A 25,055-nucleotide genomic window follows, 5' to 3' on the forward strand; every position below is an offset into this window, starting at 1 on the left:
GTGAGATGAGATAATGCGGGCAGTGTACCCGTTTGCCGTCTTCCCGTTTGCCGCATTCCCATTTAAAAGGGGCAGTCCGATGAGCGCATGGCCGCGATGCGAAGCGATGGCAGGCAGGCTGCGCGCGCTGCTGCCCTGCGCCTGCGCCCTGTGCGGCGGCGCGGCCGACGCCCCCGTGTGCACGCCCTGCGCGCGCCAGTTGGTCGATGCCGGCACGGCGCGCTGCCGCCGCTGCGCCAATCCGCTCGGCCCCGCCGACGCCGCCCTGGCCTGCGGCGCCTGCCTGGCCGGGGCGCCCGCCTACGACGCCACCGTGGCCGCCGGCGGCTACGCCAGTCCGCTCGACCAGCTGGTACTGCGGCTCAAGTTCGGCGGCGCCCTCGCGCTGGCACCCTGGTGCGCGCACACGCTGCATGCGGCCGTGCTGGCCGCACCCGGCTTCGCGCTGCCCGAACTGCTGTGTCCGGTGCCGCTGGGACCGGTGCGGCTTAGCGAGCGCGGCTACAACCAGGCGCTCGAAATTGCCCGGCCGCTGTCGGCACTGCTGGGCATCGCCCTGCAAGCGCGGCTGACGCTGCGCCGGCTCGACACGCCGGCGCAATCGGGCGTGACGGCGCAAGAGCGCAAGAACAATATGCGCCATGCATTCCTGGTGGCGCCCGACATGCTGGCCCAGGTGCGCGGACGCCACATCGGCGTGGTCGACGATGTCATGACCAGCGGCCATACATTGAATGCGCTGGCGGCCACGCTCAAGCGCTTCGGCGCCGCGCGCGTGAGCAACCTGGTGTTTGCGCGCACGGCGCCGCACTGACTTTACAAAAGGAGAATGACTTGTTCCACGTCGTACTGGTAGAACCCGAAATCCCGCCGAACACCGGCAACATCATCCGCCTGTGCGCCAACACCGGCGCGCAGCTGCACCTGATCGAACCGCTCGGCTTCCCGCTGGACGATGCCAAGATGAAGCGCGCCGGGCTCGACTACCACGATTACGCCACCATGCAGGTCCACAAGAACTGGCAAGCTTATCTGGACGCCTGCCGGCCCGACCCGGCGCGCATGTTCGCGCTGACCACGCACGGCTCCGCACCGTTCGCCGATGCCAAGTTCCTGCCCGGCGACGTGTTCGTGTTCGGCGCCGAAACGCGCGGCCTGGCGCCCGCGCTGCGCGAATCTTTTCCCGAGACACAACGCATCCGCCTGCCGATGCGCCCGGACAACCGCAGCCTGAATCTGTCGAATACGGTGGCCGTGGTGGTCTTTGAAGCATGGCGCCAGAACGGTTACGCCGGCGGCGCCTGAGGCGCGCGCACGATAGCATCTGTCCGGCAAGGATTTCAGCAAAGCCTTACTATCATGACATCAGCGTCCCTCTGTCCGCCCCCTCATGATCAAGCTCCAGCTCGTGCTGCGCAATCCCTCCCGCGACCCCATCGACGACCCCGCCCTGTGCGCCCTGCTTGAGGCGCACGGCCTGCGCGTGAGCGCGTGCGGCATGGCCACCATCTCGGCGGAAACCTCCGTGGCCGAGGCGGAAAATTTATTCGGACCAATTCCAAATGTAAGAGCCGGGTTCGCTTCCGATGTAACATCCACACCGGCACTCGCCATTCCGGCGGACCTGCGACATGCCGTCAGCCTGATTACCATCGCTCCGCGCCACGCGGTGCCGGGCCAACCTACCTAGGGGGAATCCATGCAGCCATTCAAACCCAGCCCGCCAAGCCCTGCCCTCGACGAGCCAGCGCCGCCCGACGCCCAGCTGCGCATCGCCGTCACCTTCAAGGGCCGCGCCAGCGCCGGTCCGACCAAGCTGGCGGCGCGCCTGTCCTCGCGCAGCATACTCAGCTTCGAGCCCGCCCCCGGCGAAATGGAAACGGCCATCGAAGCGCTGCGCCAGCGCGGCTTCACCGTCTCCGGACGCGGCCGCATGACGGTGTCGGTGCGCGGCAGCGTGGCCCAGTTCGAGGAAGTGTTCGGCACGCACCTGACCCCGTTCAACCTGAGCAAAAAACAGAGCTATTCGAGCGACCAGGTGTTTTACCCGGCCAAGGGCGCCCCATGGAATCCCGATCCCGCCCTGTCCGCGCTGATTGACGACGCGTATATCCAGTGGCCCCATATCTACCTGGCCGACCCTGGCGCCAGCGCGCGCCCGCCGGCGGTCGGCTATTACCACCTCGACGTCCTCAAGGATGTGCCCGCCAAGCTCAACGCGGCCCATATCCACAAGGAACGCCATCACGGCGAAGGCATCCGCGTGGCCATGATCGATACCGGCTTCGACCATTCGCATCCCTTCTTCACGCGCAACGGCTTTACGTCCTCGGTGGTGCTGGCGCCCTCGGCCACCAACCGCCGCACCGATCCGGGCAGCCACGGCACGGGCGAATCGGCCAATGTGTTTGCGGTGGCGCCGAAAGTGACTTTCATCGGCGTCAAGCTGGGCGACGATGACGATCCGAACGGCGGCGCCAGCATTCTCGAAGGCTTCCAGGAAGCGCTCAAGCACAAGCCGCACGTGATCACCGTGAGCATGTGCTACGACTTGCGCGACAACGATGGCGTGTCCGAACTAAAAGAATTGCCGAACGGCCTGAAAGCGCTGGAAGCGGAAATCCAGGCGGCGATTGCCAGCGGCATCGTGGTGGTCTTTTCCGCCGGCAACGGGCACTACGCCTTCCCGGCCTCGATGCCGGAAGTGCTGTGCGTGGGCGGCACCTTCGTGGCCGAAGATGGGGCCATGAAAGCCTCCGATTACGCGTCGGCCTTTACCAGCGGCATTTATTCAGGCCGTCACGTGCCCGATGTGTGCGGCCTGGTCGGCATGCTGCCGAATGCCGATTACATCATGCTGCCGGTCCCGCCCGGTGCCGAGATCGATACCGGCAACGCCGAGCATGACGGCACCACCGCCGGCGACGGCTGGGCCGTCTTCAGCGGCACCTCGGCCTCGGCCCCGCAAATCGCGGCCGTGTGCGCCCTGCTGCTGCAGAAAAACCCCAAGCTCACGCCGGCCGAGATCAAGGCCTTGCTGGTGCGCACCGCGATTGATGTGCGCGAAGGTTCGGCCAGCCCGGCCAGCGATCCGGAAGGCTTGGGCATCAAGGCCGGACCGGGCATCGATGGCGCCACCGGGGCTGGCCTGGTCGACGCCTTCGCCGCATGGCAGCAGGCGTAGCGATGGAGGCGGCACGCGAAGTCCGGGTCGGACTGATTGGTTACGGCTTTTCCGGCGCCACCTTCCAGGCGCCGCTGATTGCATCGGTGCCGGGCTTGCGCCTGACCCGCGTTTGCTCCAGCCAGGGCGAGCGCGTATTGCGCGACTTTCCGGATGTGCAGGTGGTGGCCGACCCGGGCGCCCTGGTCGATTCAAGCGAAGTGGACCTGGTGGTGGTGGCCACCGCCAACGCCAGCCATGCGCCGCTGGCCAGGCAGGCGCTGCTGGCCGGCAAGCACGTGGTGGTGGAAAAACCGTTCACCATCACCCTCGACGAGGGCGCCGAACTGATCGCGCTGGCCGAACAGCGCCAGCTGCACCTGAGCGTGTTCCACAACCGGCGCTGGGACAGCGATTTTTTGACCCTGCGCCAGACCATCGAAGCGGGCCTGCTCGGGCCCATTCATCTGTACGAAGCGCATTTCGACCGCTACCGCCCCAACGTGCGCGGGCGCTGGCGCGAACAGGATTTGCCCGGCTCCGGCATCCTGTACGACCTGGGCGCGCACCTGATCGACCAGGCGCTGGTCTTGTTCGGCAATCCGGATTGCGTCAACTGCGACATGGGCGTGCAGCGCGACGCTGGCAGCGACGCCGCCGACGACTATTTTCACCTGACCATGCGCTACGGCGCGCGCCGCGTGATCCTGCACGCGTCCTCGCTGGTGCTGCAGGCCGGGCCGCGCTTCACCGTGCATGGCGATACCGGCAGTTTCATCAAGCATGGGATGGACCCGCAGGAAGCGGCGCTGATGCGCGGCGAGCGTCCCGGGGCGCCCGGCTGGGGCGTGGAAGCGGAGTCGCTGCACGCGCACATCAGTTTCGTGAAGGGCGCGCTGACCGTGAGCGGCAAGGCGCAATCGCTGCCCGGCTGCTACCAGGAATACTACCAGCGTGTGTTCGACGCCATCGCCCATGGCAAAAGCCTGCCGGTGACCGCGCGCGAAGGCCTGGCGGTGATCAAGATCATCCGCATGGCCATGCAAAGCCACGCGCAGCAGAGGAGCGTGACGTTCGAGTAGCCCCCGGCGCCCCCGCGCCGGCGGGGACGACGATATGCAGTTGACGCTTATTTCCGTACCAGCCGCAGGCCAATCTCGAGCGCGACGTCGCTGTTGAAAAATTCGAACTGGAGCAGCTGCTCCTGGCGCACCAGCATTGCCAGCAGCAGGCAAGGATCTTCCCGTCTCACGGCGCGGCGTCCCCCAGCACGTCGAGCGCGGCCGACACATACACCAGCGGCGCGTTCCAGTTGATCGCCACTTCATTGCTTGCATAGCTGCAATCGTCGTCGATATACGACAGCGCCGGCAGCGCCGACGGATAGGGCACCTTGCAGTCGCCCTTGTCCTGCTGGCCCGCGTGCGGCCCGCCAGCCAAAAAGCCCGGCACCGGCGCGGCCACCTGGTCGGCTACCGAGGGCCGGTGATGCGGATGCAGCACCTGGCGCGCACCGAAGCCGGTCACGAAGGAATACGCGGTGGCGTTACGCCCCAACACATAATCGAGGCCGGCCTGCGCCGCGTCGAGGTAATCGCGCTTGCCGTTCAGGCGGTACGCCTGCAGCAGCATCATCGACTGGTTCAGCGCCACCGCATTGCTGCCCCAGACGAAATCGCCGCCCTGCATCGGCACGCCGTAAGCCGAGGCGCGCCATTTGGCGGCCAGCGCCGCCGCCAGGCCATCGATGGGCCCGGCGATCAGGCGCTGGTCGGCGGCAGCGCTCAAGTGCTTGCGATGGTGCGCGAGCGAGATCCAGGCCAGGCCGCGCACGTCGGCCCATTCGGGCACGCTGGCCGTCACGGCGGCCGGCTTCATCGCCGCGTAGTAGCTGTCCTTGCCGCTGCTGATATACAGTTCGGCCGCAGCCCACGCGAATTCATCGTCGAAGCTGGCGTCGCCGTATTCGCCGGTGACCACGCCGGGCGGATTGCGAAACGCCACCGCGGGGTTGGCGCGCGCCCATTCCCACGCCGCTTCGGCCGCGGCCAGCATGCGCGCCGACAGGCCGGGACGCTGCTGCTCGTACGGCTGCATGACGCGGCTGGCGGTGGCCATGGTGGCGGCGAAATCGAGCGCTGCGGCGGTCCCCTTTTGCACCACGTAGCGCGGCGCGCCGCTGGCCTTGTCCGGCATGACCATGCCGTCGAAGTTCTGGTTGGTCAGCTTGTTGTACACCCCGCCGTCATACGGGTCCTGCATGGACAGCATCCATTCCAGGTTCCACAGCGCCTCGTCGAGGATGTCCGGCAGCGTGTTCCCGCTTTCCGGAATGCCGGTGCGCAGGCGCGTGAAATAGCCGGGAAAATGCTCGAACGCGGCCAGCAAGGTATAGGTGGAGATGCCCGAATTGACGATGTACTTGTTATAGTCGCCGGCGTCGTACCAGCCCTTGGGACTGGCAATGACGGTGCCTTCGGGGCGCACCGATGATGCGGCCGAGGCGTGCACCAGCACGCGCGTGTCGGGATGCCCGGCCGCGCGCGCATGCACGCCGGCGTGGGCGGCGTCGAGCGCGATGCCGGAGCGGTTGAAGTAGAACGCCTTGAGCGCGGCGCGGTTCAGCTCCACGTACACGCCGGCACGCACCGAAAAACGTTCGGATGGCGCGGCGCCGGCGGCGCGGATGCGATATTCGCCGGTCCGCGTCAAGGCCGAAAAATCGGCCAGCATGACCGTTTCGCCCGATTCCTTCCACATGGCGGCGGGACCCGCGCGGCCACGCCAGGCGAGCGCGCCGCTGGCGGCGTCGATCACCTCGACATCGCCGTTGGCACCGGCCGGCAGCACGGCCACCTTGTGCGCCTGCGGCAGGAAACCGAGCTGGTTGACGCGGATCTCGCCAAGCGCGGGAGCGGCAGCGGCGTGGGCACCTGCCCCCAGCAGCACCGTGAGCAGGCAGGCTGGCGCGCGCCTCATGCCGGTACCGCCTGCGTGGTTTTCGGATCGTCGCCGGCCGCATCAATGATGTGGAACGGTGCGAACCAGGTGGCGATGAACGAGGGGATGGTGGCGACCATCACGAAGACGAAGTAGGCGATGTAGCCCATCCACTCCTGCAAGTGGCCGCTGATGGCGCCCGTGACCATGCCGCACAAGCCCATGATGCCGGTGCCGAAGGCGTAGTGGGTGGTGGTGTACTTGCCCGGCGCGAGCTGCTGCATCAGGTAGATCATGAAGCCGACCGCGCCGAAGCCGAAGAAGAACTTCTCGATCATCACGCCGGCCGTGATCAGCGACAGGCTCGATGGCTGGTACACGGCCATGATCAGGAACGTCACATTCGGAATATTTACCGCGCAGCACAGCACGAACAGGGTTTCCTTGAGGCCGCGCTTGGCCACGTACAGGCCACCGAGCAGGGACCCGAGCAGCACCGCCGCCAGGCCGTAGGTGCCGTAGATAAGGCCCAGCATTTCGTTGTTCAGCCCCAGGCCACCCTTGGCGACCGGATCGACCATGAAGAACGGGCCGATCTTTTCCAGGAAGCCGATACTGAGGCGGAACAGGAAGGCAAAGGCGATCATGCGCCAGATGCCGCGCTTCTGGAACAGGGTGACGAAGGCATCCATCAGGATATGCCCGGCCGCCTTGACGCTCGCTGGCGTGTTTTCGGCGCGCGCGCCGTCCGGCATGAAGCGCGCGTGCCAGATGGCCAGCAGCAGCGTCAGTCCGGCCACCAGGAAGAAGATAATGCGCCAGGCGTCGATCCAGTCCGGGCCGAACACGGTGGCGTCGTGGTGGAACACGTTCACGTGCAGCCAGCCGCTCAGGAACACCATGCCGCCGGAAGCGACGATCGGGCCGATATTCCAGCTCAGGCTCTGGATGCCGCAGTACAGCGACTGCGCGCGCGAATCGAGCGAGGTGACGTAGACCCCGTCGCTGGCGATGTCGAGGGTCGCGCCGACGAACGACAAGCCCCAGAACAGCGCCATCAGGATCGCCATGTAGTTCGGCAGGGCCATGACCAGCGCGATGCCGACGAAGCCCAGCCCAATCAGCACTTGCGCGCACAGCACGAAGAACTTCTTGGTGCGGTACATTTCAACGAAGGGAGCGAACAGCGGCTTGACCGTGTAGGCCAGGATCAGGAGGCTCGAATACTGGGCCGCCTTGCCGTTGTCCATGCCGAGATTCTTGAACATGATGGCGGTGACGGAGGTCAGCATGACGTAGCCGAGCGCCATCATGAAGTAACCGGTCGGCACCCACAGCAGGGGCGAGACGGACGGTTTAGAAGCGTGCATGGTCGTTTTCCATTTCAAGAGGAGGCAGCGGCAAAGGCGCCGGCGCCATGGCGCGCGGCCCGGCGCCGCTTGGCGCCAGGTCGGCCAGGTGCGCCGACAGGATCGCCGCCGCGCCCAGCATGGCCGGATAGGGGGCGGTGATCAACAGGGTCGGAATCTGCGCGGTGAAGGCGGAAAAACGTCCCTTGTTCTCGAAGCGCGCCCGGAACGGCGACTGGGCAAAATACGCGCCCAGGCGCGGCACCACGCCGCCGCCGATATACAGGCCGCCGCGCGCACACAACGTGACCGCCAGGTTGGCCGCGACGGTGCCCAGCATACCCGAAAAGCAGTCCAGCGTTTCACGGCACAGCGGGTCGCTGCCGGCCAAACCGCGTTCCACGATATCCGCCGTGGACAGGCTGGCGTCGACCTGCAGGCCGCGCCTGTCGGCCAGCGCTTCGCGAATGAGCACGATGCCGGGTCCGGAGACGATGCGCTCGGCCGAGACGTGCTCGTAACGCTGCCAGCAATGCTGCAGGACTGCCACTTCGCGTTCGTCGAACGGCGAAAAGGCGACGTGGCCGCCTTCGCTCTGCATCGCCACCCAGCGCCCGTCGACCGGCACCAGGCCGGCCACGCCCAGGCCCGTACCGGCACCCACCAGCCCGATCACGCCGGTGGCAACGGCCTTGCCGCCACCGATCTGGTCCAGGTCCGCCGGCCGCAGGGCCGGCAGCGCCATGGCCAGCGCGGCGAAGTCGTTCACCACCAGCAGGGTATCGAGACCAAGCGTCTTGCGCGAGGCGTCGATCGAAAACGCCCAGTGGTGATTGGTCATCTTGACGGCGTCGCCGTCGACCGGATTGGCGATCGCGATGACCGCGTGGCGCACGCGCCGCGCCGGCAGCCTGTTTAAGTAGGCGCGCACCGCGTCGTCGAAGTGCGCGTAATCCGCGCAGGCCAGGGTGTGCACGTCGCCCACCCGCCCGGCGCCGTATTCGAGCGCGAAGCGCGCGTTGGTGCCGCCGATGTCGGCCAGCAGGCGCGCACCAACGGCATAGGAATCATGAACCATGTTGCCTCCAGTGGAAGAACAGTCGATCAGCGCTGGCGCTGGGCGGACAGGAAATCGCGGTACCAGATGGCACTGTCCTTGAGCGTACGCTCCTGCGTCTCGTAGTCGACGTGGACGATGCCGAAGCGCTTGGCGTAGCCGGAGTTCCATTCGAAGTTGTCGAGCAAACTCCAGAGGAAGTAGCCGCGCACGTCGACGCCCTGCTCCATGGCCGCCTTGAGCGCGTCCAGGTGCATCTGCACGTAGGCGATGCGCTCGGGGTCGGCCACCTTGCCGCCGCTGACCGCGTCCGGATTGGCCATGCCGTTTTCGGTGATGTAAATCGGCGGCAGCATGTATTCGGCATGCAGTTTGACCAGCAGTTCGGTCAGCCCCTGCGGATAGATCTCCCAGCCCATGTCGGTGAACCCGAGCTTGCCGGGCGGCGTGCGCGGCGGCGTTTCGGCGCTGCAGAAGGAACGGAAATAGTAGTTCACGCCGAGGAAGTCGATCGGCTGGGCGATGGCGGTGAAGTCGCCGTCGTGCACCACGGGCGCGTTCTGGCCGTGCGCGCGCAGCGCCAGCTCCGGATAGCGGCCCTTGAAGATCGGGTCCATGAACCACTGCACCGAACGCGCGTACTCCAGTTCCGCCATGGCGCGGTCAGCCTCGGAATCGGTGGCCGGGTCGGCCGTCCACTGGTTCAGCACAATGCCCAGCTGGGCCGAGCTGGCGGTGGCGCGCATCGACGTCATCGCCAGGCCGTGCGAGAGCAGCAGGTGGTGCGAGACCTGGATCGCCTGTTTGGCGTCCGCCACGCCGGGCGCGAACTGCGCATTGCCGTAACCGAGGTTGGCGCTGCACCATGGCTCGTTGTGGGTGGCGATGGCCGCGACGCGGTTGCCGAAACGGCGCGCCACTTCGTGCGCGTAGTCGGCGAAGCGGTGCGCGCTGTCGCGATTGAGCCAGCCGCCGTCGTCCTGCAAGCCTTGCGGCAGGTCCCAGTGGTACAGGGTCAGGTGCGCCTTGATATCTTTCGCCGCCAGTTGGTCCAGCAGGCGGTCATAGAAGCCGAAGCCGGCCTCGTTCCAGGCGCCCTTGCCGCTCGGCTGGACGCGCGCCCAGGCCATCGAAAAGCGGTAGGCGTCCACGTTCAGCGACGAAATCAGGCTGACGTCTTCGCGATAGCGGTTGTAATGGTCGCAGGCGACCGTCCCGTCGCTCTTGTCCTTGATGTTGTTCGGGTTCAGGCAGAAGGTGTCCCAGATCGATGGCCCCTTGCCGTCAGCGCTGGCGCCGCCCTCGATCTGGAAAGCGCTGGTCGCGACTCCCCACGTAAAGTCGGCAGGGTAGTGATTGGATTGGTTCATTGTAGAGCTCGATATCGGTGGGGCAATGACGGGACACGCGGCGCCCTTGCAGGCACGCCGCGCCGTGGTCCGCTCCCCGGGGGAAGCGGACGGGTTGGCGGTACTTAGAAGTCGACGCCGGTGTTAAAGCCGATGGTACGCGGCGGCAGGTACTGCGCCATGTACGGGCCGAAGGAATTGCCGGCGCTGGTCTTGATGTTTTTGTCGGCCACGTTACGCACGAAGGCATCGATCCACCATTTGCTGGCCGTGTAGCGCAGGCCAAGGTCGGTGCGCACGTAGGCTTTCTGGCGGTCGCCCTCGCCCAGGTTGAACACGCTCAGCCAGGACGCGGTTTCGTAGTGGGTCGAGATACGCGGCACCAGGGTGGCGCCGCCGGCCAGCTCGAAGTTGTGCTGGTATTGCAGCTGCATCGAGAACTTCGGCGCGTGCGGCATGGTGTTGCCGCTTACGTCCAGGCAGGTGCTGATGCCCGGAATGGCGCACTTCGGCAGCGTGTAGTCATTGGTGCCGCCGACCAGTTTGCCCAGCTTGGCGCGGGTGTAGGCCAAGGTCAGTTGCAGCTTGTCGTCGCGCGTGATCTTGGCCGCGATTTCCGACTCCAGGCCCGACACCGTGGCGCCTTCGGCGTTGTTGGTGGCCAGGCCACGGGTGCCGTCCGGATTGGTGATCGGGGCGCTGAACTGGAAGTCCTTGAAGTCCGAGTAGTACAGCGCGTTGTTCATCTTGACCATGCCGCCGAAGAAGGTGCTCTTGGTGCCGATTTCGTAGTTGGTCAGGGTTTCGGCGCCGTACGGACGGCCGCCATCCTGCAGGCCGCCCGACTTGTAGCCGGTGGCGACGCTGGCGTAGACCATGTTGCTGCGGTCCAGGTCATAGTTCACGCGCACCAGGCCCGTGACCTTGCTGCCGTGGTAGACGCCATCGTTCGATGGCACGCCCGGGCTGTAACCCTGGCCAGGAATGCGCGGATCGATCGATGGGGACAGCGGCACCTGGGCCACGTCCTTGTCGTAGTTCCAGGTGTAGCCGTTGCCGCCGACGTTGGTGCGCTTGTCCTTGGTGTAGCGCAGGCCACCGGTCAGGTGCAGGCTCTCGGTGGCGTTCCAGGTGGCCTGGCCGAAGGCGGCGCTCGATGCCACGGTTTCCTTCGGCTGGATGAAGGAACCCTGCCAACTGACGGTGCCTTCCTGGGTGCCGTTGAAGATCGGGATGTCGAAGCGGATGTCGTTCTTTTCAGCCGCGTAGTACAGGCCGAGCTGCCAGTCGATATCGTGCTTGCCGAGCGACTGCAATTCCAGTTCGTGGCTGTGGTTCTTGTAGTTCGACGAGACCGTGTTGTTGGCCTGGTAGGTCGCGCCCGTGGCAAAGCTGGTCGGCACGGCGACGCCGCCATCCTGGTCGAAGGTGGACGAGCCGGAGAAGCGCGACACGCCGGCGATGTAGTGCAGCGCCATCGAATCGTTGATCGTGTATTCCAGGCGCGAGCGGATCGCATCGGTATCGCGCTTGAGGGTCGGGGCCACGTCGGCCAGGGTCGACCACAGGTCGGTGCCGGCGCGCGGGTTTTGCAGCAAGTTCATGCTCGGGGTGCCGCGGTCGGCGAATTTTTCGTACGAGACGTTCCACTTGAGCGAAGGCGCGATGTTCCACAACAGCGCCAGGCGCACCGCGGTCTGGTCCTGGGAGCCGTATTTCGGGCCGCCGGCGACGAACAGGTTCGGATTGATCGGACGGAAATCGGCATCCTTGCCGCCGCCAGCCTTGAAGGCGGCGCGCTGGTCGGCCAGCGGAATGGCCGGCAGCTTCTGGTAATCGATGTAGCCGTCGTGCTGTTCGTGCACGGCGGAGATGCGCAGGGCCGCGCTATCGCTCAGCGGGATGTTGACCGCGCCACGCGTGCCGAGACGCTTGTAGTCGCCCATGCCGGCTTCGAAACTGCCCGAGCGTTCACCGATGACCGGTTTGGTGGTCTGCATGTTGACCGCGCCGACGGTGGAGTTGCGGCCCCACAGCGTGCCTTGCGGGCCGCGCAGCACTTCGATCGCTTCCAGGTCGAACAGCAGCGAGGTGGCGCCTTCCGGACGCGGCGAGTAGATGCCGTCGACGAAGCTGGCCACTTCCGGATCGGCGTATTCGGTCTTGGCGCTGTCGTTGCCGATGCCGCGCAAGGTCATGGTGATGACGCCATGGTCGCCCTGGCCGGTGGCCTGGAAGCCCGGCACCAGGTTGACGACGTCCTGGATGGTCTGGACATGGTTGTCCTGGAGCGCGGCGGCGTTGATGGCGGTGATCGCGATCGGGGTTTTTTGCAGCGGGGTCGAACGCTTGGTCGCGGTGACGACGACTTCGGGAATCACGTTCGAGTCGCCGCTGGCGACACTCTTGCTGACCGCAGGCGCTGCCGGGGCTTGCGCCACATCCTGGGCGTGCGCCGCGCTGATACCCGCGAGCAAGGTCAGGATGGCAAGTTGAATTGGGGCGCGAGCGCGGCGAAACGCCTGGGTGGCGGTAGATTTCATGCAGTCTCCATTCGGAATTGACCGATTTTTGTTGTTCGTGACGTGGCTGGGCGAGAAAACGTTTTCATGTTACGTGAAAACGATTTCATGGTACATTTCGGTGCATTCCAAAGTCAAACGAAATATTCTGGTGCGACCGCATTTGTCATATTCGCCACACAGGGCCACAAAAAGGGGCAATTCATGAAAGCGTTTCATAACGTGTTGATCGTCGGCGGCGGCACCGCCGGCTGGCTTACCGCCTGCTATCTGGCGCGTACCCTGGGGGGCGGCGCAGGCGCGGCCGGCGTCAGCATCACCCTGGTCGAGTCGCCCGAGATCGGCATCATCGGCGTCGGCGAGGGGACCTTTCCCTCGATCCGCTCGACCCTGGCGGCGATCGGCATCGACGAAGCGCGCTTCGTGCGCGAATGCCAGGCCACCTTCAAGCAGGGCGTACGCTTCAACAATTGGGTGCGTCCGGCCGGCGCGCCCGGCGCCGACCACTACTTCCATCCTTTCAGCCAGCCGAGCCAGCGCCAGGGCGGACCGGAACTGCTGCCGCACTGGCTGCAAGGCACCGCCGGCGCCGGCATCCCCTTTGCCCAAGCGGCGACCATGCAAAAACGCGTGGCTGATGCGGCGCACGGCCCCAAGCGCCTGGCCGATGCCGACTACGCCGGGCCGATGAACTACGCCTACCACTTCGACGCCGGGCGCTTCGCCGCCCTGCTGGCCGAGCATGGGCGCTCGCTCGGTGTGCGCCACGTGCAGGCCACCGTGGAACGGGTCGAACTCGATGCCGGCGGCGCGATCGCCTGCGTGCACACGCGCGAACACGGCGCGCTGGGCGCGGACCTGTACGTGGACTGCACGGGCTTCAGGGCCGCGCTGATCGGCGAAGCGCTCGGCTCACCGTTTCGCAAGATGGACGACGTGCTGTTCGTCGACCGCGCGCTGGCGATGCAGGTGCCCTACCCCGCGCTTGACGCGCCGATCCCCTCGTACACCATCTCCACCGCGCACGAAGCCGGATGGACCTGGGATATCGGCCTGCAGCAGCGGCGCGGGATCGGTTACGTGTATTCGAGCCGCCACACCACCATTGAGCGCGCCGAGCAGGTGCTGCGCCAGTACATCGGCGCGGCTGCCGACGGACTCACGCCGCGCCAGCTGAAACTGAACATCGGCTACCGCGACGTGCAGTGGGTGAAAAACTGCGTGGCGGTCGGGCTCTCGGGCGGTTTCCTGGAGCCGCTCGAATCGTCCGGCATCGGCCTGATCGAAACGGCGGCCTACCTGATCGGCCACCTGTTCCCGTTCAACGGCGACAGCGCGCCGGTGGCGGCCCAGTTCAACCGCCTGATGCGCGAGCGCTACGAGCGCGTGGTCGACTTCATCAAGCTGCACTACTGTCTCTCCCAGCGCACCGATTCGGCCTTCTGGACCGACAACACCGATCCGCGTTCGATTCCGGCGTCGCTGCGCGACAAGCTGGCCATGTGGCGCTGCCGGCCCCCGCACCGGCTCGACTTCGTGGCCGACGTCGAGATGTATCCGACGTCGAGCTGGCAGTACGTGCTGTACGGGATGGAGTTCGCCACCGGCCTGCATCCGAGCGCCTGCCATCCGGCGCGGCGCGACGAGGCGGCCGCCGAATTTGCGATGATCGCCAAGCTGGCCGGGCATGCGCTGGCCGACCTGCCGCCGCACCGCGCGCTGGTCGAGCACTTGTGCGAGCGCCGATGAAGAACATCGACATCGCCCCCGTCACCCTGCACCAGGTCGCGCATGCCGCCGGCGTCTCGCCGGCCACCGCATCGCGCTTCATGAACGGCACCGCCAAGGTGTCCGATGCCAAGCGGCGCAGCATCGAAGAAGCCATCGAACGCCTGAACTACAAGCCGAACCTGGTGGCGCAAGGCCTGAAAATGGGCAGCACGCGCACCATCGGCGTATTGACCCAGTCGCTGGTGAGCGGCTACTTCAACGACGCCATGGTCGGCATCGAGGATGCGGTCAAGGCGGCCGGCTATGCGCTCCTGATCATGAGCGGGCACTGGCACGCGCTTGAAGAAGCCGAGCGGGTCGAACTGCTGATCGGGCGGCGCGTGGATGGCGTGGTGATCCTGACCGGGAACATGAGCGACACCCAGATCCTCGATTTTTCGCAGCGCGTGCCGATCGTGGCGTTCGGGCGCAAGCTTGAAGGCGAGCGTGTTTTCGGTTTTGTCCTCGACAACTACGGCGCCGCCTGCGAGGCCATGGAACTGCTGATCGAACAGGGGCACCGGCGCATCGCGTTCATTCGCGGCTCCGACGACCAGGAGGATGCGCACGCGCGCCTGGCCGGCTATCGCGACACCTTGGCAAAGCATCGCATCGAGCCCGATCCGGGGCTGATCGTGGCGGGCGACTTCCAGGAGTCCGGCGGCTTGCAGGCGGTCAACCAGCTGCTCACCTCGGGAGCGCGCTTTTCCGCCATTTTCGCGGCCAACGATTTGAGTGCCTACGGCGCGCGCCTGGCGCTGTACCGGCGCAGCATCCGGGTGCCGGAAGACGTGTCGATCATCGGTTTCGACGACCTGCATAGTTCGATGTACACCACCCCGCCCCTGACCACGGTGCGCCAGCCGCTGTACGACGTCGGTTCGTGCATCGGGACCATGATGCTGGGGATGATCGGGCATCACGAGGTGAAGGTGCCGCTGCCGGCACTGAGTCTGGTGGTGAGGGAATCGGTGCGGCGGCTGACTTAGGCGATGCTGCGCCGCAGGCGTGCGCTGGCGCCGGCGGCGATATCCTCGAACGCCGAATCGAGCGTTGTGAACACATCCCAGCGCGCTACGCCGCGCTGTGCGGCAATCATGTCGATCACGCGCAACTCCAGCTCTTCCTCGCGCTTGCCTTTCCAGAGTTTGTCCGCCAGCGCCACCGACAGCTCCTCGAACGAAATATCGGCATGCTGCCATGCTGCGTGCGAAACGCAGCATCGCGCTACGGCCGGCTGCACGCCATTGGCCAGCATCATGGCCTGGCCTTCCGGTTCGTGGCGTGAACCCGGACCGTCGAGTTCCTCGGGATAGGTGATTTTACCGGCGTCGTGCACGGCCACCCCCAGCTCGATCAGGCGGGCATCGAAGCGGACCTGCAGGCCGGTGTAGGCGTTCATGAGCTCATCGGCGGCTTCGCCGACCAGCTGCACGTGCCGCAGCAGCCGCTCGTTGGCGCCTAGCGCGCGAAGCAAGGCATAGGCATCGGAACGATCAATCAACATGGGCTAATTATTCAATGCGACGAACCGTACTGCAAGCTTGCAGCGTAGGACGACGAGTGGTCGGCGGATTAGCGCCACGTTTGCCGGAAGGCGTGGACGTGCGCGGTGATAGCTTCCGGCGCGAGCGTCAGCACCCACTGCTCGAACGACAGCGCCGGGTCGTGCGGTGCATTCATGAAGCTCGCGCGGCACGCGGCCATGAATTCGCCGAGCTCCCTGCCCTGATAGCCGGTCTGCGCGGCGACCAGCGTGCCGTTCCAGACCAGTTTGGCGCGCTTGTGCGTTTCGTGTTGGTCGATCGCCTTGAGGTATTGCGGACGCGCTTCGGTGAAGATGTCGGTGAAGATGCGCTGTTCCCAGTCGGCCCGTTCGGCATCGCGCTCGGGCGAGCTGCGCCCGCCATCCCAGGCTGACCAGGTATAGCGGTCCAGTTCCGGCTTGTCTGCTATCCACGCAAGGAACGCGGTGTACGACGGCCGCTTGGCATCGCGCACGCGGCTGGCGGCGTTGCGGTTGTCGAGCAGGTAGATCTGGCGATGGAAATACGGGGTCGAGGCAGCGAATTCGAACACGTCTTCGAGGGTCTCGAAGCCTTGCAGGTAGCGCGCATGGTCGTAGCCGAGCAGGGCGAAGGTTTTGGCGACATCACGCGTGATGAGGATCTCGGCGAACACCTGGTCGTTGTCGCGCAGGAGTTTCCACAGGCCGTCATGGCCGTACTTGAGGCCCATCTTGTGGGCGATCCGCCCCATCAAGTTGCCCAGGTCGTTGAAGGCGTAGTACGACGCGGCGAATGCCATTTCTTCCGCCGGGGTGGTGATCAGGTCGATCTGCATGGACCGGAAATCGAAGGACACCACGTCGCCGTTGACGATCAGGTCTTGCGGCGCGAAGGCGGCCTTGACCTGGTCGATCCAGTCGGGCGGCAGGTGGGACGATTCGATCAGGATGTCGCTGTCGCCGAAGGTGTCCTTTTGGCCGTACGCGAGAATCGGCATGCAGGCAATTGCGGGGAACAGCGCGCGCAGCATGTCGATCACGGCGCCGGTGATGGCGGCGTAATCGGCGGCCGGCTGGCGGGTGACGCCGACGTGTTTCATGGCGTTTCCACCCATGGGGGTACTCCTTCTTGTTCTAGGTGCGGATTTTCGACAGCAGCTTGGTGGTCGAGCGGTCGTGTTCGAAGTCGATGGCGACGGCCTGGCCGCCGTAGGCCAGCACGGCCTGGCCTTCGGGGATCGCCTGCATGTCGTAGTCGCCGCCTTTCGCGTAAATGTCGGGACGCGCTTCGAGGACCACTTCGAGCGCGGTGTCTTCGTCGAAGTCGACCACCAGGCTGACCGATTCGAGCGCGGCCAGCACGGCCATGCGGTCGCCGGCGGTGTTGAGCGGGCGGTCGTCGCCCTTGCCGAGGCGTTTGACCGAGGCGTCGGTGTTGGCCGCGACCACCAGCGAGGCGCCCAGGGCGCGCGCTTGCGCGAGGTAGGTCACGTGGCCACGGTGCAGGATGTCGAACACGCCGTTGGTCAGGACCACTGGTTTGGGCAGGGCGGCGACGCGGGCGGCGAGGTCGAGGCGGGTGCAGATTTTGTTTTCGAAGTCGGGCATGTGGGCTTACGGTGTAATTCAATTAGATGCCCCCGTCGTCTCTGGCATTGCCAGAACCGACTTCGCGCGCCAAGGCGGCACTCGGCGGGAACGACGGTGGTGGCGGGGACGGTGGGGGGTTACTCTTCCTCTTCCTCGTCCACCGCCATCGACAAATCGTTCGAGCGCGATGCGGCGGCGCCGCCGGGTTCCTTGCGGTCGCCGCGCAGCTTGATCTGCAGGCGCAGGCCGTTGGCCGAGTCGGCGTTGCGGATCGCTTCGTCGTAGCCGATCTGCCCGCGGTTGTACAACTCGTACAGCGCCTGGTCGAAGGTGCACATGCCCAGCTCGCGCGACTTGTGCATGATCTCCTTGATCGACTGGAAATTCCCCTTCAGGATCATCTCGCTGATGGTCGCCGTATTGAGCAAGATCTCGATGGCCGCCTTGCGCCCCTTGCCGTCTTCCGTGCGCACCAGCCGCTGCGAAACGATCGCGCGCAGGTTCGACGACAGGTCCATCAGCAGCTGGTTGCGCCGCTCTTCCGGGAAGAAGTTGATGATCCGGTCCATGGTCTGGTTCGAGTTGTTCGCGTGCAGGGTGCCCAGGCACAGGTGGCCCGTTTCGGCGAAGGCGATGGCGTGCTCCATCGTCTCGGTATCGCGGATTTCGCCGATCAGGATCACGTCCGGCGCCTGGCGCAGGGTGTTTTTCAGCGCCGCGTGCCACGAATGCGTGTCCACCCCGACTTCGCGGTGGGTGATCAGGCAGCTCTTGTTCCTGTGGACATACTCGACCGGGTCTTCCACCGTGATGATGTGCCCCGCCGAATTGGCATTGCGGTAATCGATCATCGCCGCCAGCGTGGTCGACTTGCCCGAGCCCGTGCCGCCTACCACCAGCACCAGGCCGCGCTTGGTCATCACGACCTCTTTCAGCACTTCCGGCAGGTCGAGTTTCTCGAAATTCGGGATTTCGGACGCGATCGTGCGCACCACCATCGCCACGCACTGCTGCTGCACGTAGACATTGACGCGGAACCGGCACACATTCGGCAAAGAAATTGCAAAATTACATTCCATTTCCTTCTCGAATTCATTGCGTTGCTTGTCGTTCATTAACGACAGGGCCAGCGCGCGCGTGACTTCGCCGGTCAGCTTTTGCTGACTCATCGGTTTCATGGAACCCTGAAACTTCATGCTCGGAGGGAAATCAGCCGAGATGAACAGGTCGGAACCGCCCTGATGGTGCATCACGGTCAGTAATTTATGGATGTAGGCCTGCGCTTCCAGAGGGCCAAAAGTGGTGGACATGCTCGCCTTTCAAGTAGTCGGCAGGTCGAAAATCCGCCCGCGGCCCAATTATATCGACTGCATTCCGGTAGAATATAATTTCTTTGCTGACTCATAAGCAACATCGTGTCACGACGGTCGCGCCGCGCCTGTCCTCTTCCTGCCCTCACCTTTATGACCCTGACCGAACTGAAATATATCGTTGCCGTCGCGCGTGCGAGACATTTCGGACATGCCGCCGAGGCCTGTTACGTCGCCCAACCCACCTTGTCGGTCGCCATCAAGAAGCTCGAAGACGAGCTGGGCGTGGTGCTGTTCGAGCGCGGCGGCGCGGAAATTTCCGTCACCCCGCTCGGGGCGCAGATCATCGCGCAGGCCGAACGCGTGCTGGAGCAGACCGCCGCCATCAAGGAACTCGCCAAGCAGAACAAGGACCCGCTGGCCGGGCCGCTGCGCCTGGGCGTGATCTATACCATCGGCCCCTACCTGCTGCCGCCGCTGGTGAAGAACATCATCGAGCGGGTGCCGCAGATGCCGCTGATCTTGCAGGAAAACTTCACAGTGCGCCTGCTCGAACTGCTGCGCCAGGGCGAACTGGACGCGGCCATCATGGCGCTGCCACTGCCGGAACATGGCATGTCGATGCAAACCCTGTACGACGAGCCGTTCGTCGTGGCCGTGCCGCAAAACCATCCCTGGGCCAAGCGCAGCGCCGTCTCGGCCCAGGATTTGAAATCCGAAACGATGTTGTTATTAGGCAATGGTCACTGCTTCCGCGACCAGGTGCTGGAAGTGTGTCCGGAAATGGCGCGCTTTTCGTCGCCGGGCAATGGCATGCAGCGCACCTTCGAGGGTTCGTCGCTGGAAACGATCCGCCACATGGTTGCCAGCGGCATCGGCCTGACCGTGCTGCCGCGCGCCTCGGTCCCGGACATGCAATCGCGCAGCAATATGCTGGCCTTCGTGCCGTTCGAGGCGCCGGTGCCGGAGCGCCGCGTGGTCATCGTGTGGCGCAAGAGTTTTACCCGCCGCGCCGCGATCGACGCGGTGTGCGAGGCAGTCGCCGCCTGCGAGCTGCCGGGCGTCGACATGTTCATGCCCGATGGGGTCGTGCCCGATGCGGGATAAGCAAGCCGAGGCACGATGAGCGGCACGCCCGGGTCGGGGAGCGCCTTGCTTGGCGCGCTCCTGGCCATCGCGCCCCGCGCGGGAACGCCAGCCCTGAGCAATTCGCCCGGCACCGCCCCCACCCTATTCGTTGCTCTCCCGCGCTAACGAGGGCGCCAGCATGCCTGCGGCGGGCTTGGCCAGGTCGCGCGCCCGCCCCACCAGGCCGAAAAAACGAGGCCTGTTCCGGACCGGTTCGATTGCGTCCATGGGAAATATGGGGCGATAGCAAAAACGCTACAATTGTATTTACCTAAGCGACACATCGCGTCTGGCGCCACCGCGCCGGATCTGCCGCCGAACTCGCCCTTTTCGACAGGAGTGGATGCTCAACATGTTTGCGACCAAACTACTCAGCCTGAAAGATACAGCGGCTACTGTCGCCAGCGAGATCGCGCCTTTCGCTTCCGCGGTCGACAGCGAGGCCGCCTGGCCTGCCCGTTCGATGGCCGCGCTGTCGAAGGCCGGGCTGATGGGGCTGCAAGTGCCCGAACAACTCGGCGGCCATGGCCAGGGCCTGCTCGCGCTGGCGGTGCTGACCGAAACGCTGGGCAAGGCCTGCCCGTCGTCCGCGCTGTGCTTCGGCATGCATTGCGTGGGGACGGCGGTGATCGCCGCCAAGGCGACATCCTACCAATCCGAACATTATCTGAGCAAGATTGCGCGCGGCGAGCATATCACCACCCTGGCCCTGTCCGAAAGCGGGACCGGCGCCAATTTCTATCTGTCCGAAACGCTGATTACCCTCGCCGGCGGGCAGTTCCTGGTCAATGGCACCAAGCAGTTCGTCACCAACGGCGGGCGCGCCGACTCGTACGTGATCTCGGCACTGAGTCCGGATTCCAGCGAAATTGGCGACGTGAGCTGCCTGATCGTCGACAGCGACGCCGCCGGGGTCGAATGGCTTGAACCTTGGCACGGCTTCGGCATGCGCGGAAACTCGTCGCGCGGCATGCGCCTGACGGATGCGCAGGTGCCGCTCACCAATCTGTTGGGCGATACTGGCGACCAGATCTGGTACGTGTTCGAAGTCATCGCGCCCTACTTCCTCATGGCAATGGCGGGCAGTTACCTCGGCATCGCGCAATCCGCACTCGAGGCCGTTGGCGAGCATTTGCGCACGCGGCGCTACAACCATACCGGCGACTCGTTGCGCCACATAGAGCAGTTGCAGACGAAGTACGCCGACATGTGGAGGTCCATCGAAAAGACACGGCAACTGCTGTACGCGGCCGGAGAGCGCGGCGACCGCGGCGACCTCGACGCGCTCCCATTCATTTTGTCCTGCAAGGCCGATGCCGCCGAGACCGCCGTGGCGGTCACCAATGAAGCGATGACGATTTGCGGCGGGATCGCCTACCGCGAGAACAGCCGGGTGAGCCAGATGCTGCGCGATGCACGCGCCGGGCATGTGATGTCCCCGACCACCGACATGCTGAAAATCTGGACCGGGCGCTCGTTGCTGGGTTTGCCGTTACTGTAACCGCGCCGTGAACTATAAACTCCTCCTTCTCATCGTCCCGGACCCGCACGCGGACATCGATGGCGCGCTCGCGCAGCCGCTCAAGGAGCAGCAGCTCGACGCCGTCCTGGCTGCGCCGGCCCGCGCCGTCGAGTGCATCCAGGAACTGATCGGCCAGGACCGCGAACCGTCCGTCGTTCTGGTCGGGCCGGGCATCGGCAATGCTGCCTCGATTGCCCGTCGGATTCGCACTGTCTGGCCGGTTGGACAGATTCTCTTCGTACCTGCCCGGGAACAGGTCGACGCGGTACAAACCGAATTGCGGTTTGTACCCATGCTAGGCCCGAACTGGTCCCTGGTGCCGCTGGGCGATCCGCGCCTGGGCGAGAAGTTGATGCGCGCAGTGCAGGCAAGCCGCCAGCGCTCGCGCCTGCGGACCACCCTGGACCGCGCCAACCTCCGGCTGGCGGAACCCAAAGCGGTCGATAGCGTCGCCTATCGCCAATCGGTGATTTCGGAGCATTACCTGGCCAGTTTGCTGCAGCACTCGTCGGATGCGATTTTCTCGCTCGGTCCGCACGATAACGTCCTGTACTGGAGCACGGGGGCGGAGCGGCTGTTCCAGTGTCGCCCGCGCCACAACCAGCCGGCTGCCGAGCTGCCGTTCTGGTCACCCATGCTCGACGCGCTACTGACGCGACTCCATGCCGGCGCACCGTCATTGACAGCGAAAATGAGCACCGTCATCGATGCCCAAACGCTGCACCTGGAAGTGTCGCTGGCACGGGTGCAGGATGAAAGCCACACGTTTATCGGTACCTCAATCTCGGCGCGCGATGTCTCCGACGTCGTGCATGCCATCGAAACGGAACGTGCGGGGCGCCAGAATGCCGAGCGCCTGGGGCGCCTCAAGGACGAGTTCCTTGCCCTGCTCTCGCATGAACTGCGCACGCCGCTTACTGCCGTCATCGGTCGCACTCAGCTTCTGCGCATTCAACACCCCGACACGCCCGACCTGCAGCACTCGCTCAATATTATCGAACGCAACGCCAAACTGCAGGCCAAGCTGATCGAGGATCTGCTGGATGTGTCCTCGATCGTCACCGGCAAGCTCACCCTGGAGCTGCACGACATCGCGCTGGTCGACCTGCTGCGCGCGGCCACCGATTCGGTGCAGGCAATGACCGACGCCAAGCAACTCAAGCTGGTCACGCACTATGCCGTCGGCGCGGTGACGATAGCGGGCGACGTGCACCGGCTCCAGCAGGTGCTCTACAATATCCTGAGTAATGCAATCAAGTTCACGCCGGAAGGCGGCACGATTCAGGTGCGCGCTTCCCTCGTCCCGGACAGCCTGGTGCAGATCGTCATCGAAGACAGCGGGTGCGGTATCGCTGCCGAATTCCTGCCGTATGTGTTCGACAAATTCGGCCAGGAAGACGCCTCGAGCACGCGCCGCCATGGCGGCCTGGGAATCGGCCTGTCGATTGCGAAACAGCTCACCGAAATGCATTCAGGGACCATTGCGGTGACAAGTCCGGGGCGCGGGCTGGGCACCAGCTTTACGCTACGCTTTCCCCTTGCTTCCGTGGGAGACGGCACAGGGGCTGCCCGCCAGCAGCCGGCGATGCCAGCGGCGCAGTCGCGCATGCTTGCACAGCGCCGCATTCTCCTCGTGGAAGACATCGCCGATACGCGCGAGTTGGTGAAAGACGTACTGAGCGCACATGGCGCGCACGTGCTCACCGCACCATCTGCACTCCTGGCGCTTGATTTGCTCGGTAGCGAAGCGCTCGACATGGTCGTGAGCGATATCGGCATGCCGCAGATGGATGGCTACCAGCTGATCGGCGAGATACGGCGGCGTGGCTTTGCCGGCGACACGTTGCCGGCGGTCGCATTGACCGCATACGCCAGCCCGCTGGAACGCCAGAGGGCGTTCGATGCCGGTTTTCAGGCCCATGTGGCAAAGCCGTATATCGTGACGGAACTGGTGGCCACGCTGACCGCGCTTCTGGCGCGGTAGGACCAGTTGGTTCGCTGAGCGAGGCCGCGCGCGGCTTGCCAGAGCAACGCGGCGTTCACGTTTCCCTGCAAACACAGTAAAATCCAAGCCTCGTCCACGACAGTCGCGCCAGCGATCCGACCATGAACAAGTTGTCGCTGTACTTCCGCCTGATCCGGCTGGACAAGCCGATCGGCATCCTGCTGCTGCTCTGGCCCACCTTGATCGCCCTGTGGCTCGCCGCGCGCGGCACGCCCGACCCCGTCATCGTCGTCATCTTCACCTTAGGCACCATCCTGATGCGCTCGGCCGGCTGCGCCATCAACGATTACGCCGACCGCGACTTCGACAAGCACGTCAAGCGCACCGCCGAACGTCCCCTCACCAGCGGGCGCATCAAGAGCTGGGAAGCGCTGGCCGTCGCCGCCACCCTGTCCATCATGTCCTTCCTGCTGATCCTGCCGCTCAACGCCCTGACCAAGCAGCTCTCGGTGGCGGCCGTCATCATCGCCGGCAGCTATCCCTACTTCAAGCGCTTTTTCGCCATTCCCCAGGCCTACCTGGGCATCGCCTTCGGCTTCGGCATCCCGATGGGCTTTGCCGCCGTGCAGGACCAGGTGCCGGCCGTGGCCTGGTGGCTGCTGGTGGCCAATGTGTTCTGGGCCATCGCCTATGACACCGAATACGCCATGGTCGACCGCGACGACGACATCCGGATCGGCATCCGCACCTCGGCCATCACCTTCGGACGCTTCGACGTGGCCGCCGTCATGCTGTGCTACGGCGCCGCACTGGCCATCATCCTGGTGTGCGGCTGGCTCGAAGGCTTGCGCGCCTGGTTCGTCGGCGGTGTCGCCGTGGCCGCCGCGGTGGCGCTTTATCACTACACTTTGATCCGTGGGCGCGAGCGCATGGCTTGTTTTGCAGCTTTTCGCCACAACAATTGGTTGGGTGCGGCCCTTTTTGCCGGGGTGGCGTTAGACTACGCTTTCAGCTGATGTTGTTCCGATAACACGGAAAGTCAATATTGCTAGCGCGCAAGTTCGACATCGACGCGCTCGGACCGCTGGGCTTTCCTATAATTCACTTACGAGGTAACAAAACATGATCGAATCCATCCCAACCAAACCAGGCGCGCGCGACCAGTTGGTCAACGACCTGAAATCCGTGATCCAGGATGCCGAACAGTGGCTGCGCCACGGCAGCCAGCTGACCGGCGAAGAACTGCAAGCGGCCAAGGCTAAGTTCGAGCGCACCCTGACGAGCGCCAAGGCGGACCTGATTCGCCTGGAAGAAGCGGTGGTTCAAAAAACCAAGGTCGCGGCCAAGGCGACTGACGAGTACGTGCAGGAAAACCCGTGGAAAGCGGTCGGGATCGGCGCTGCCGCCGGCTGCATCATCGGCATGCTGATTTCGCGCAGGTAAGGCGCATGGCGATCGCCGAATCGGTGGGGCGGATCGGGGCGACCCTGGTCGCCATGGTGCAAACGCGGCTGGAACTGGCCGCGGTCGAGGTGCAGGAGGAGCTGCAACGCTTTCTTGGGTATGTCGTGCTTGCGCTGGCGTCGCTGATCCTGTTCGGCATCGCCGCGTTATTGCTGGTGCTGCTGGTGGTGGTGATTTTCTGGGATAGCTACCGGCTCGAAGCCATTGGCGGCCTGGCGGCGCTGTTTGGCGTGGCCGGCGGCCTGATTGCGATGCAGGTCAAGCGCAGTTTCGACGCGCGTCCGCGCCTGCTGGGAGCGACCGTGGCTGAACTCATATCGTTATACACATCTTTTTCCGCGCAACGTCATTTCAGCCCGGGGCGGCAATTTCCATGAGGTTTTGCCTAAAAATTAAGCGAAATGCGGGTATTTTAAGATCAACCGCACTGATTCTCTGT

At 64.9% G+C, this 25,055-nt stretch carries 23 protein-coding genes; 13 read left to right on the plus strand and 10 right to left on the minus strand.

The window, feature by feature from the left end:
• Nucleotides 1-79: 79 nt before the first annotated feature.
• From F2P44_RS17755 to F2P44_RS17775, 5 genes are all read left to right on the plus strand, one after another.
• Nucleotides 80-814, plus strand: coding sequence for a ComF family protein (locus F2P44_RS17755; protein WP_167088379.1), 735 nt, complete (start codon nt 80-82; stop codon nt 812-814).
• Nucleotides 815-834: 20 nt separating this feature from the next.
• Nucleotides 835-1,305, plus strand: coding sequence for a tRNA (uridine(34)/cytosine(34)/5-carboxymethylaminomethyluridine(34)-2'-O)-methyltransferase TrmL (trmL, locus tag F2P44_RS17760; protein ID WP_167088380.1), 471 nt, complete (start codon nt 835-837; stop codon nt 1,303-1,305).
• Nucleotides 1,306-1,390: 85 nt separating this feature from the next.
• Nucleotides 1,391-1,690 carry a hypothetical protein gene (locus F2P44_RS17765; RefSeq protein ID WP_167088381.1) on the plus strand — a complete coding sequence of 100 codons (300 nt, stop codon included), beginning with the start codon at nt 1,391-1,393 and terminating at the stop codon, nt 1,688-1,690.
• A gap of 9 nt (nt 1,691-1,699) precedes the next feature.
• Nucleotides 1,700-3,184, plus strand: coding sequence for a S8 family serine peptidase (locus tag F2P44_RS17770; RefSeq protein ID WP_167088382.1), 1,485 nt, complete (start codon nt 1,700-1,702; stop codon nt 3,182-3,184).
• A complete protein-coding gene (locus F2P44_RS17775) occupies nt 3,169-4,245 on the plus strand; it encodes an oxidoreductase (protein ID WP_229423600.1) in 1,077 nt (358 codons plus the stop codon). The genes F2P44_RS17770 and F2P44_RS17775 overlap by 16 nt, the downstream gene beginning before the upstream one ends.
• A 47-nt stretch (nt 4,246-4,292) precedes the next feature.
• On the opposite strand, the gene F2P44_RS36150 is transcribed toward F2P44_RS17775, so the two are convergent.
• The 6 genes from F2P44_RS36150 to F2P44_RS17800 all read right to left on the minus strand — a co-directional run bounded on the left by F2P44_RS36150 (nt 4,293) and on the right by F2P44_RS17800 (nt 12,401).
• Nucleotides 4,293-4,415: a hypothetical protein gene (locus F2P44_RS36150; protein ID WP_267877613.1), complete on the minus strand. Its 123-nt coding sequence runs from the start codon at nt 4,413-4,415 to the stop codon at nt 4,293-4,295.
• The gene (locus F2P44_RS17780) at nt 4,412-6,142 is read right to left on the minus strand and encodes a glycoside hydrolase family 9 protein (protein ID WP_167088383.1); all 1,731 of its coding nucleotides are present in this window, start codon (nt 6,140-6,142) and stop codon (nt 4,412-4,414) included. The genes F2P44_RS36150 and F2P44_RS17780 overlap by 4 nt, the downstream gene beginning before the upstream one ends.
• The gene (locus F2P44_RS17785) at nt 6,139-7,473 is read right to left on the minus strand and encodes an MFS transporter (protein WP_167088384.1); all 1,335 of its coding nucleotides are present in this window, start codon (nt 7,471-7,473) and stop codon (nt 6,139-6,141) included. Before F2P44_RS17785 ends, F2P44_RS17780 begins: the two co-directional genes overlap by 4 nt.
• Nucleotides 7,460-8,530 carry a glucokinase gene (locus tag F2P44_RS17790; protein ID WP_167088385.1) on the minus strand — a complete coding sequence of 357 codons (1,071 nt, stop codon included), beginning with the start codon at nt 8,528-8,530 and terminating at the stop codon, nt 7,460-7,462. Before F2P44_RS17790 ends, F2P44_RS17785 begins: the two co-directional genes overlap by 14 nt.
• 26 nt (nt 8,531-8,556) lie before the next feature.
• Nucleotides 8,557-9,879: a GH1 family beta-glucosidase gene (locus tag F2P44_RS17795; protein ID WP_167088386.1), complete on the minus strand. Its 1,323-nt coding sequence runs from the start codon at nt 9,877-9,879 to the stop codon at nt 8,557-8,559.
• 104 nt (nt 9,880-9,983) lie between these two features.
• Complete coding sequence (locus tag F2P44_RS17800; protein ID WP_167088387.1) at nt 9,984-12,401, minus strand: TonB-dependent receptor; 2,418 nt, start codon at nt 12,399-12,401, stop codon at nt 9,984-9,986.
• 183 nt (nt 12,402-12,584) lie between these two features.
• On the opposite strand from F2P44_RS17800, the gene F2P44_RS17805 reads away from it, so the two are divergent.
• Both F2P44_RS17805 and F2P44_RS17810 read left to right on the plus strand, forming a co-directional pair.
• A complete protein-coding gene (locus tag F2P44_RS17805) occupies nt 12,585-14,129 on the plus strand; it encodes a tryptophan halogenase family protein (protein ID WP_167088388.1) in 1,545 nt (514 codons plus the stop codon).
• Nucleotides 14,126-15,139, plus strand: a complete 1,014-nt coding sequence (locus tag F2P44_RS17810; protein WP_167088389.1) for a LacI family DNA-binding transcriptional regulator — start codon at nt 14,126-14,128, stop codon at nt 15,137-15,139. Before F2P44_RS17805 ends, F2P44_RS17810 begins: the two co-directional genes overlap by 4 nt.
• Here the strand turns inward: F2P44_RS17810 and F2P44_RS17815 are convergent.
• The 4 genes from F2P44_RS17815 to F2P44_RS17830 form a co-directional block, all read right to left on the minus strand.
• Nucleotides 15,136-15,657: a phosphohydrolase gene (locus F2P44_RS17815; protein ID WP_167088390.1), complete on the minus strand. Its 522-nt coding sequence runs from the start codon at nt 15,655-15,657 to the stop codon at nt 15,136-15,138. The genes F2P44_RS17810 and F2P44_RS17815 overlap by 4 nt on opposite strands.
• A gap of 68 nt (nt 15,658-15,725) precedes the next feature.
• A complete protein-coding gene (locus F2P44_RS17820) occupies nt 15,726-16,757 on the minus strand; it encodes a nucleotidyltransferase family protein (protein WP_167088391.1) in 1,032 nt (343 codons plus the stop codon).
• Between the two features lie 34 nt (nt 16,758-16,791).
• Nucleotides 16,792-17,265 (minus strand): D-glycero-beta-D-manno-heptose 1-phosphate adenylyltransferase, encoded by a 474-nt coding sequence (gene rfaE2 / locus F2P44_RS17825; RefSeq protein ID WP_167088392.1) that lies wholly within the window; start codon nt 17,263-17,265, stop codon nt 16,792-16,794.
• A gap of 119 nt (nt 17,266-17,384) precedes the next feature.
• Nucleotides 17,385-18,557 (minus strand): PilT/PilU family type 4a pilus ATPase, encoded by a 1,173-nt coding sequence (locus F2P44_RS17830; RefSeq protein ID WP_167088393.1) that lies wholly within the window; start codon nt 18,555-18,557, stop codon nt 17,385-17,387.
• 153 nt (nt 18,558-18,710) lie between these two features.
• Between F2P44_RS17830 and F2P44_RS17835 the strand changes: the two genes are divergently transcribed.
• The 6 genes from F2P44_RS17835 to F2P44_RS17860 all read left to right on the plus strand — a co-directional run bounded on the left by F2P44_RS17835 (nt 18,711) and on the right by F2P44_RS17860 (nt 24,993).
• The gene (locus F2P44_RS17835; protein WP_167088405.1) at nt 18,711-19,664 is read left to right on the plus strand and encodes a hydrogen peroxide-inducible genes activator; all 954 of its coding nucleotides are present in this window, start codon (nt 18,711-18,713) and stop codon (nt 19,662-19,664) included.
• 373 nt (nt 19,665-20,037) lie between these two features.
• Nucleotides 20,038-21,186, plus strand: a complete 1,149-nt coding sequence (locus F2P44_RS17840) for an acyl-CoA dehydrogenase family protein (protein ID WP_223165054.1) — start codon at nt 20,038-20,040, stop codon at nt 21,184-21,186.
• A gap of 7 nt (nt 21,187-21,193) precedes the next feature.
• Nucleotides 21,194-23,191, plus strand: coding sequence for a hybrid sensor histidine kinase/response regulator (locus F2P44_RS17845; RefSeq protein ID WP_167088395.1), 1,998 nt, complete (start codon nt 21,194-21,196; stop codon nt 23,189-23,191).
• Between the two features lie 122 nt (nt 23,192-23,313).
• On the plus strand, nt 23,314-24,168 hold the full coding sequence (ubiA, locus tag F2P44_RS17850) for a 4-hydroxybenzoate octaprenyltransferase (protein ID WP_167088396.1): 855 nt from the start codon (nt 23,314-23,316) through the stop codon (nt 24,166-24,168).
• A 106-nt stretch (nt 24,169-24,274) separates the two neighbouring features.
• Nucleotides 24,275-24,595, plus strand: a complete 321-nt coding sequence (locus tag F2P44_RS17855; RefSeq protein WP_167088397.1) for an ElaB/YgaM/YqjD family protein — start codon at nt 24,275-24,277, stop codon at nt 24,593-24,595.
• A gap of 5 nt (nt 24,596-24,600) precedes the next feature.
• The gene (locus F2P44_RS17860) at nt 24,601-24,993 is read left to right on the plus strand and encodes a phage holin family protein (protein ID WP_167088398.1); all 393 of its coding nucleotides are present in this window, start codon (nt 24,601-24,603) and stop codon (nt 24,991-24,993) included.
• The last annotated feature ends 62 nt before the right edge of the window (nt 24,994-25,055 follow it).

The sequence above is a fragment of the Massilia frigida genome (genome assembly GCF_011682175.1).
GTDB lineage: Bacteria > Pseudomonadota > Gammaproteobacteria > Burkholderiales > Burkholderiaceae_D > Telluria_A > Telluria_A frigida.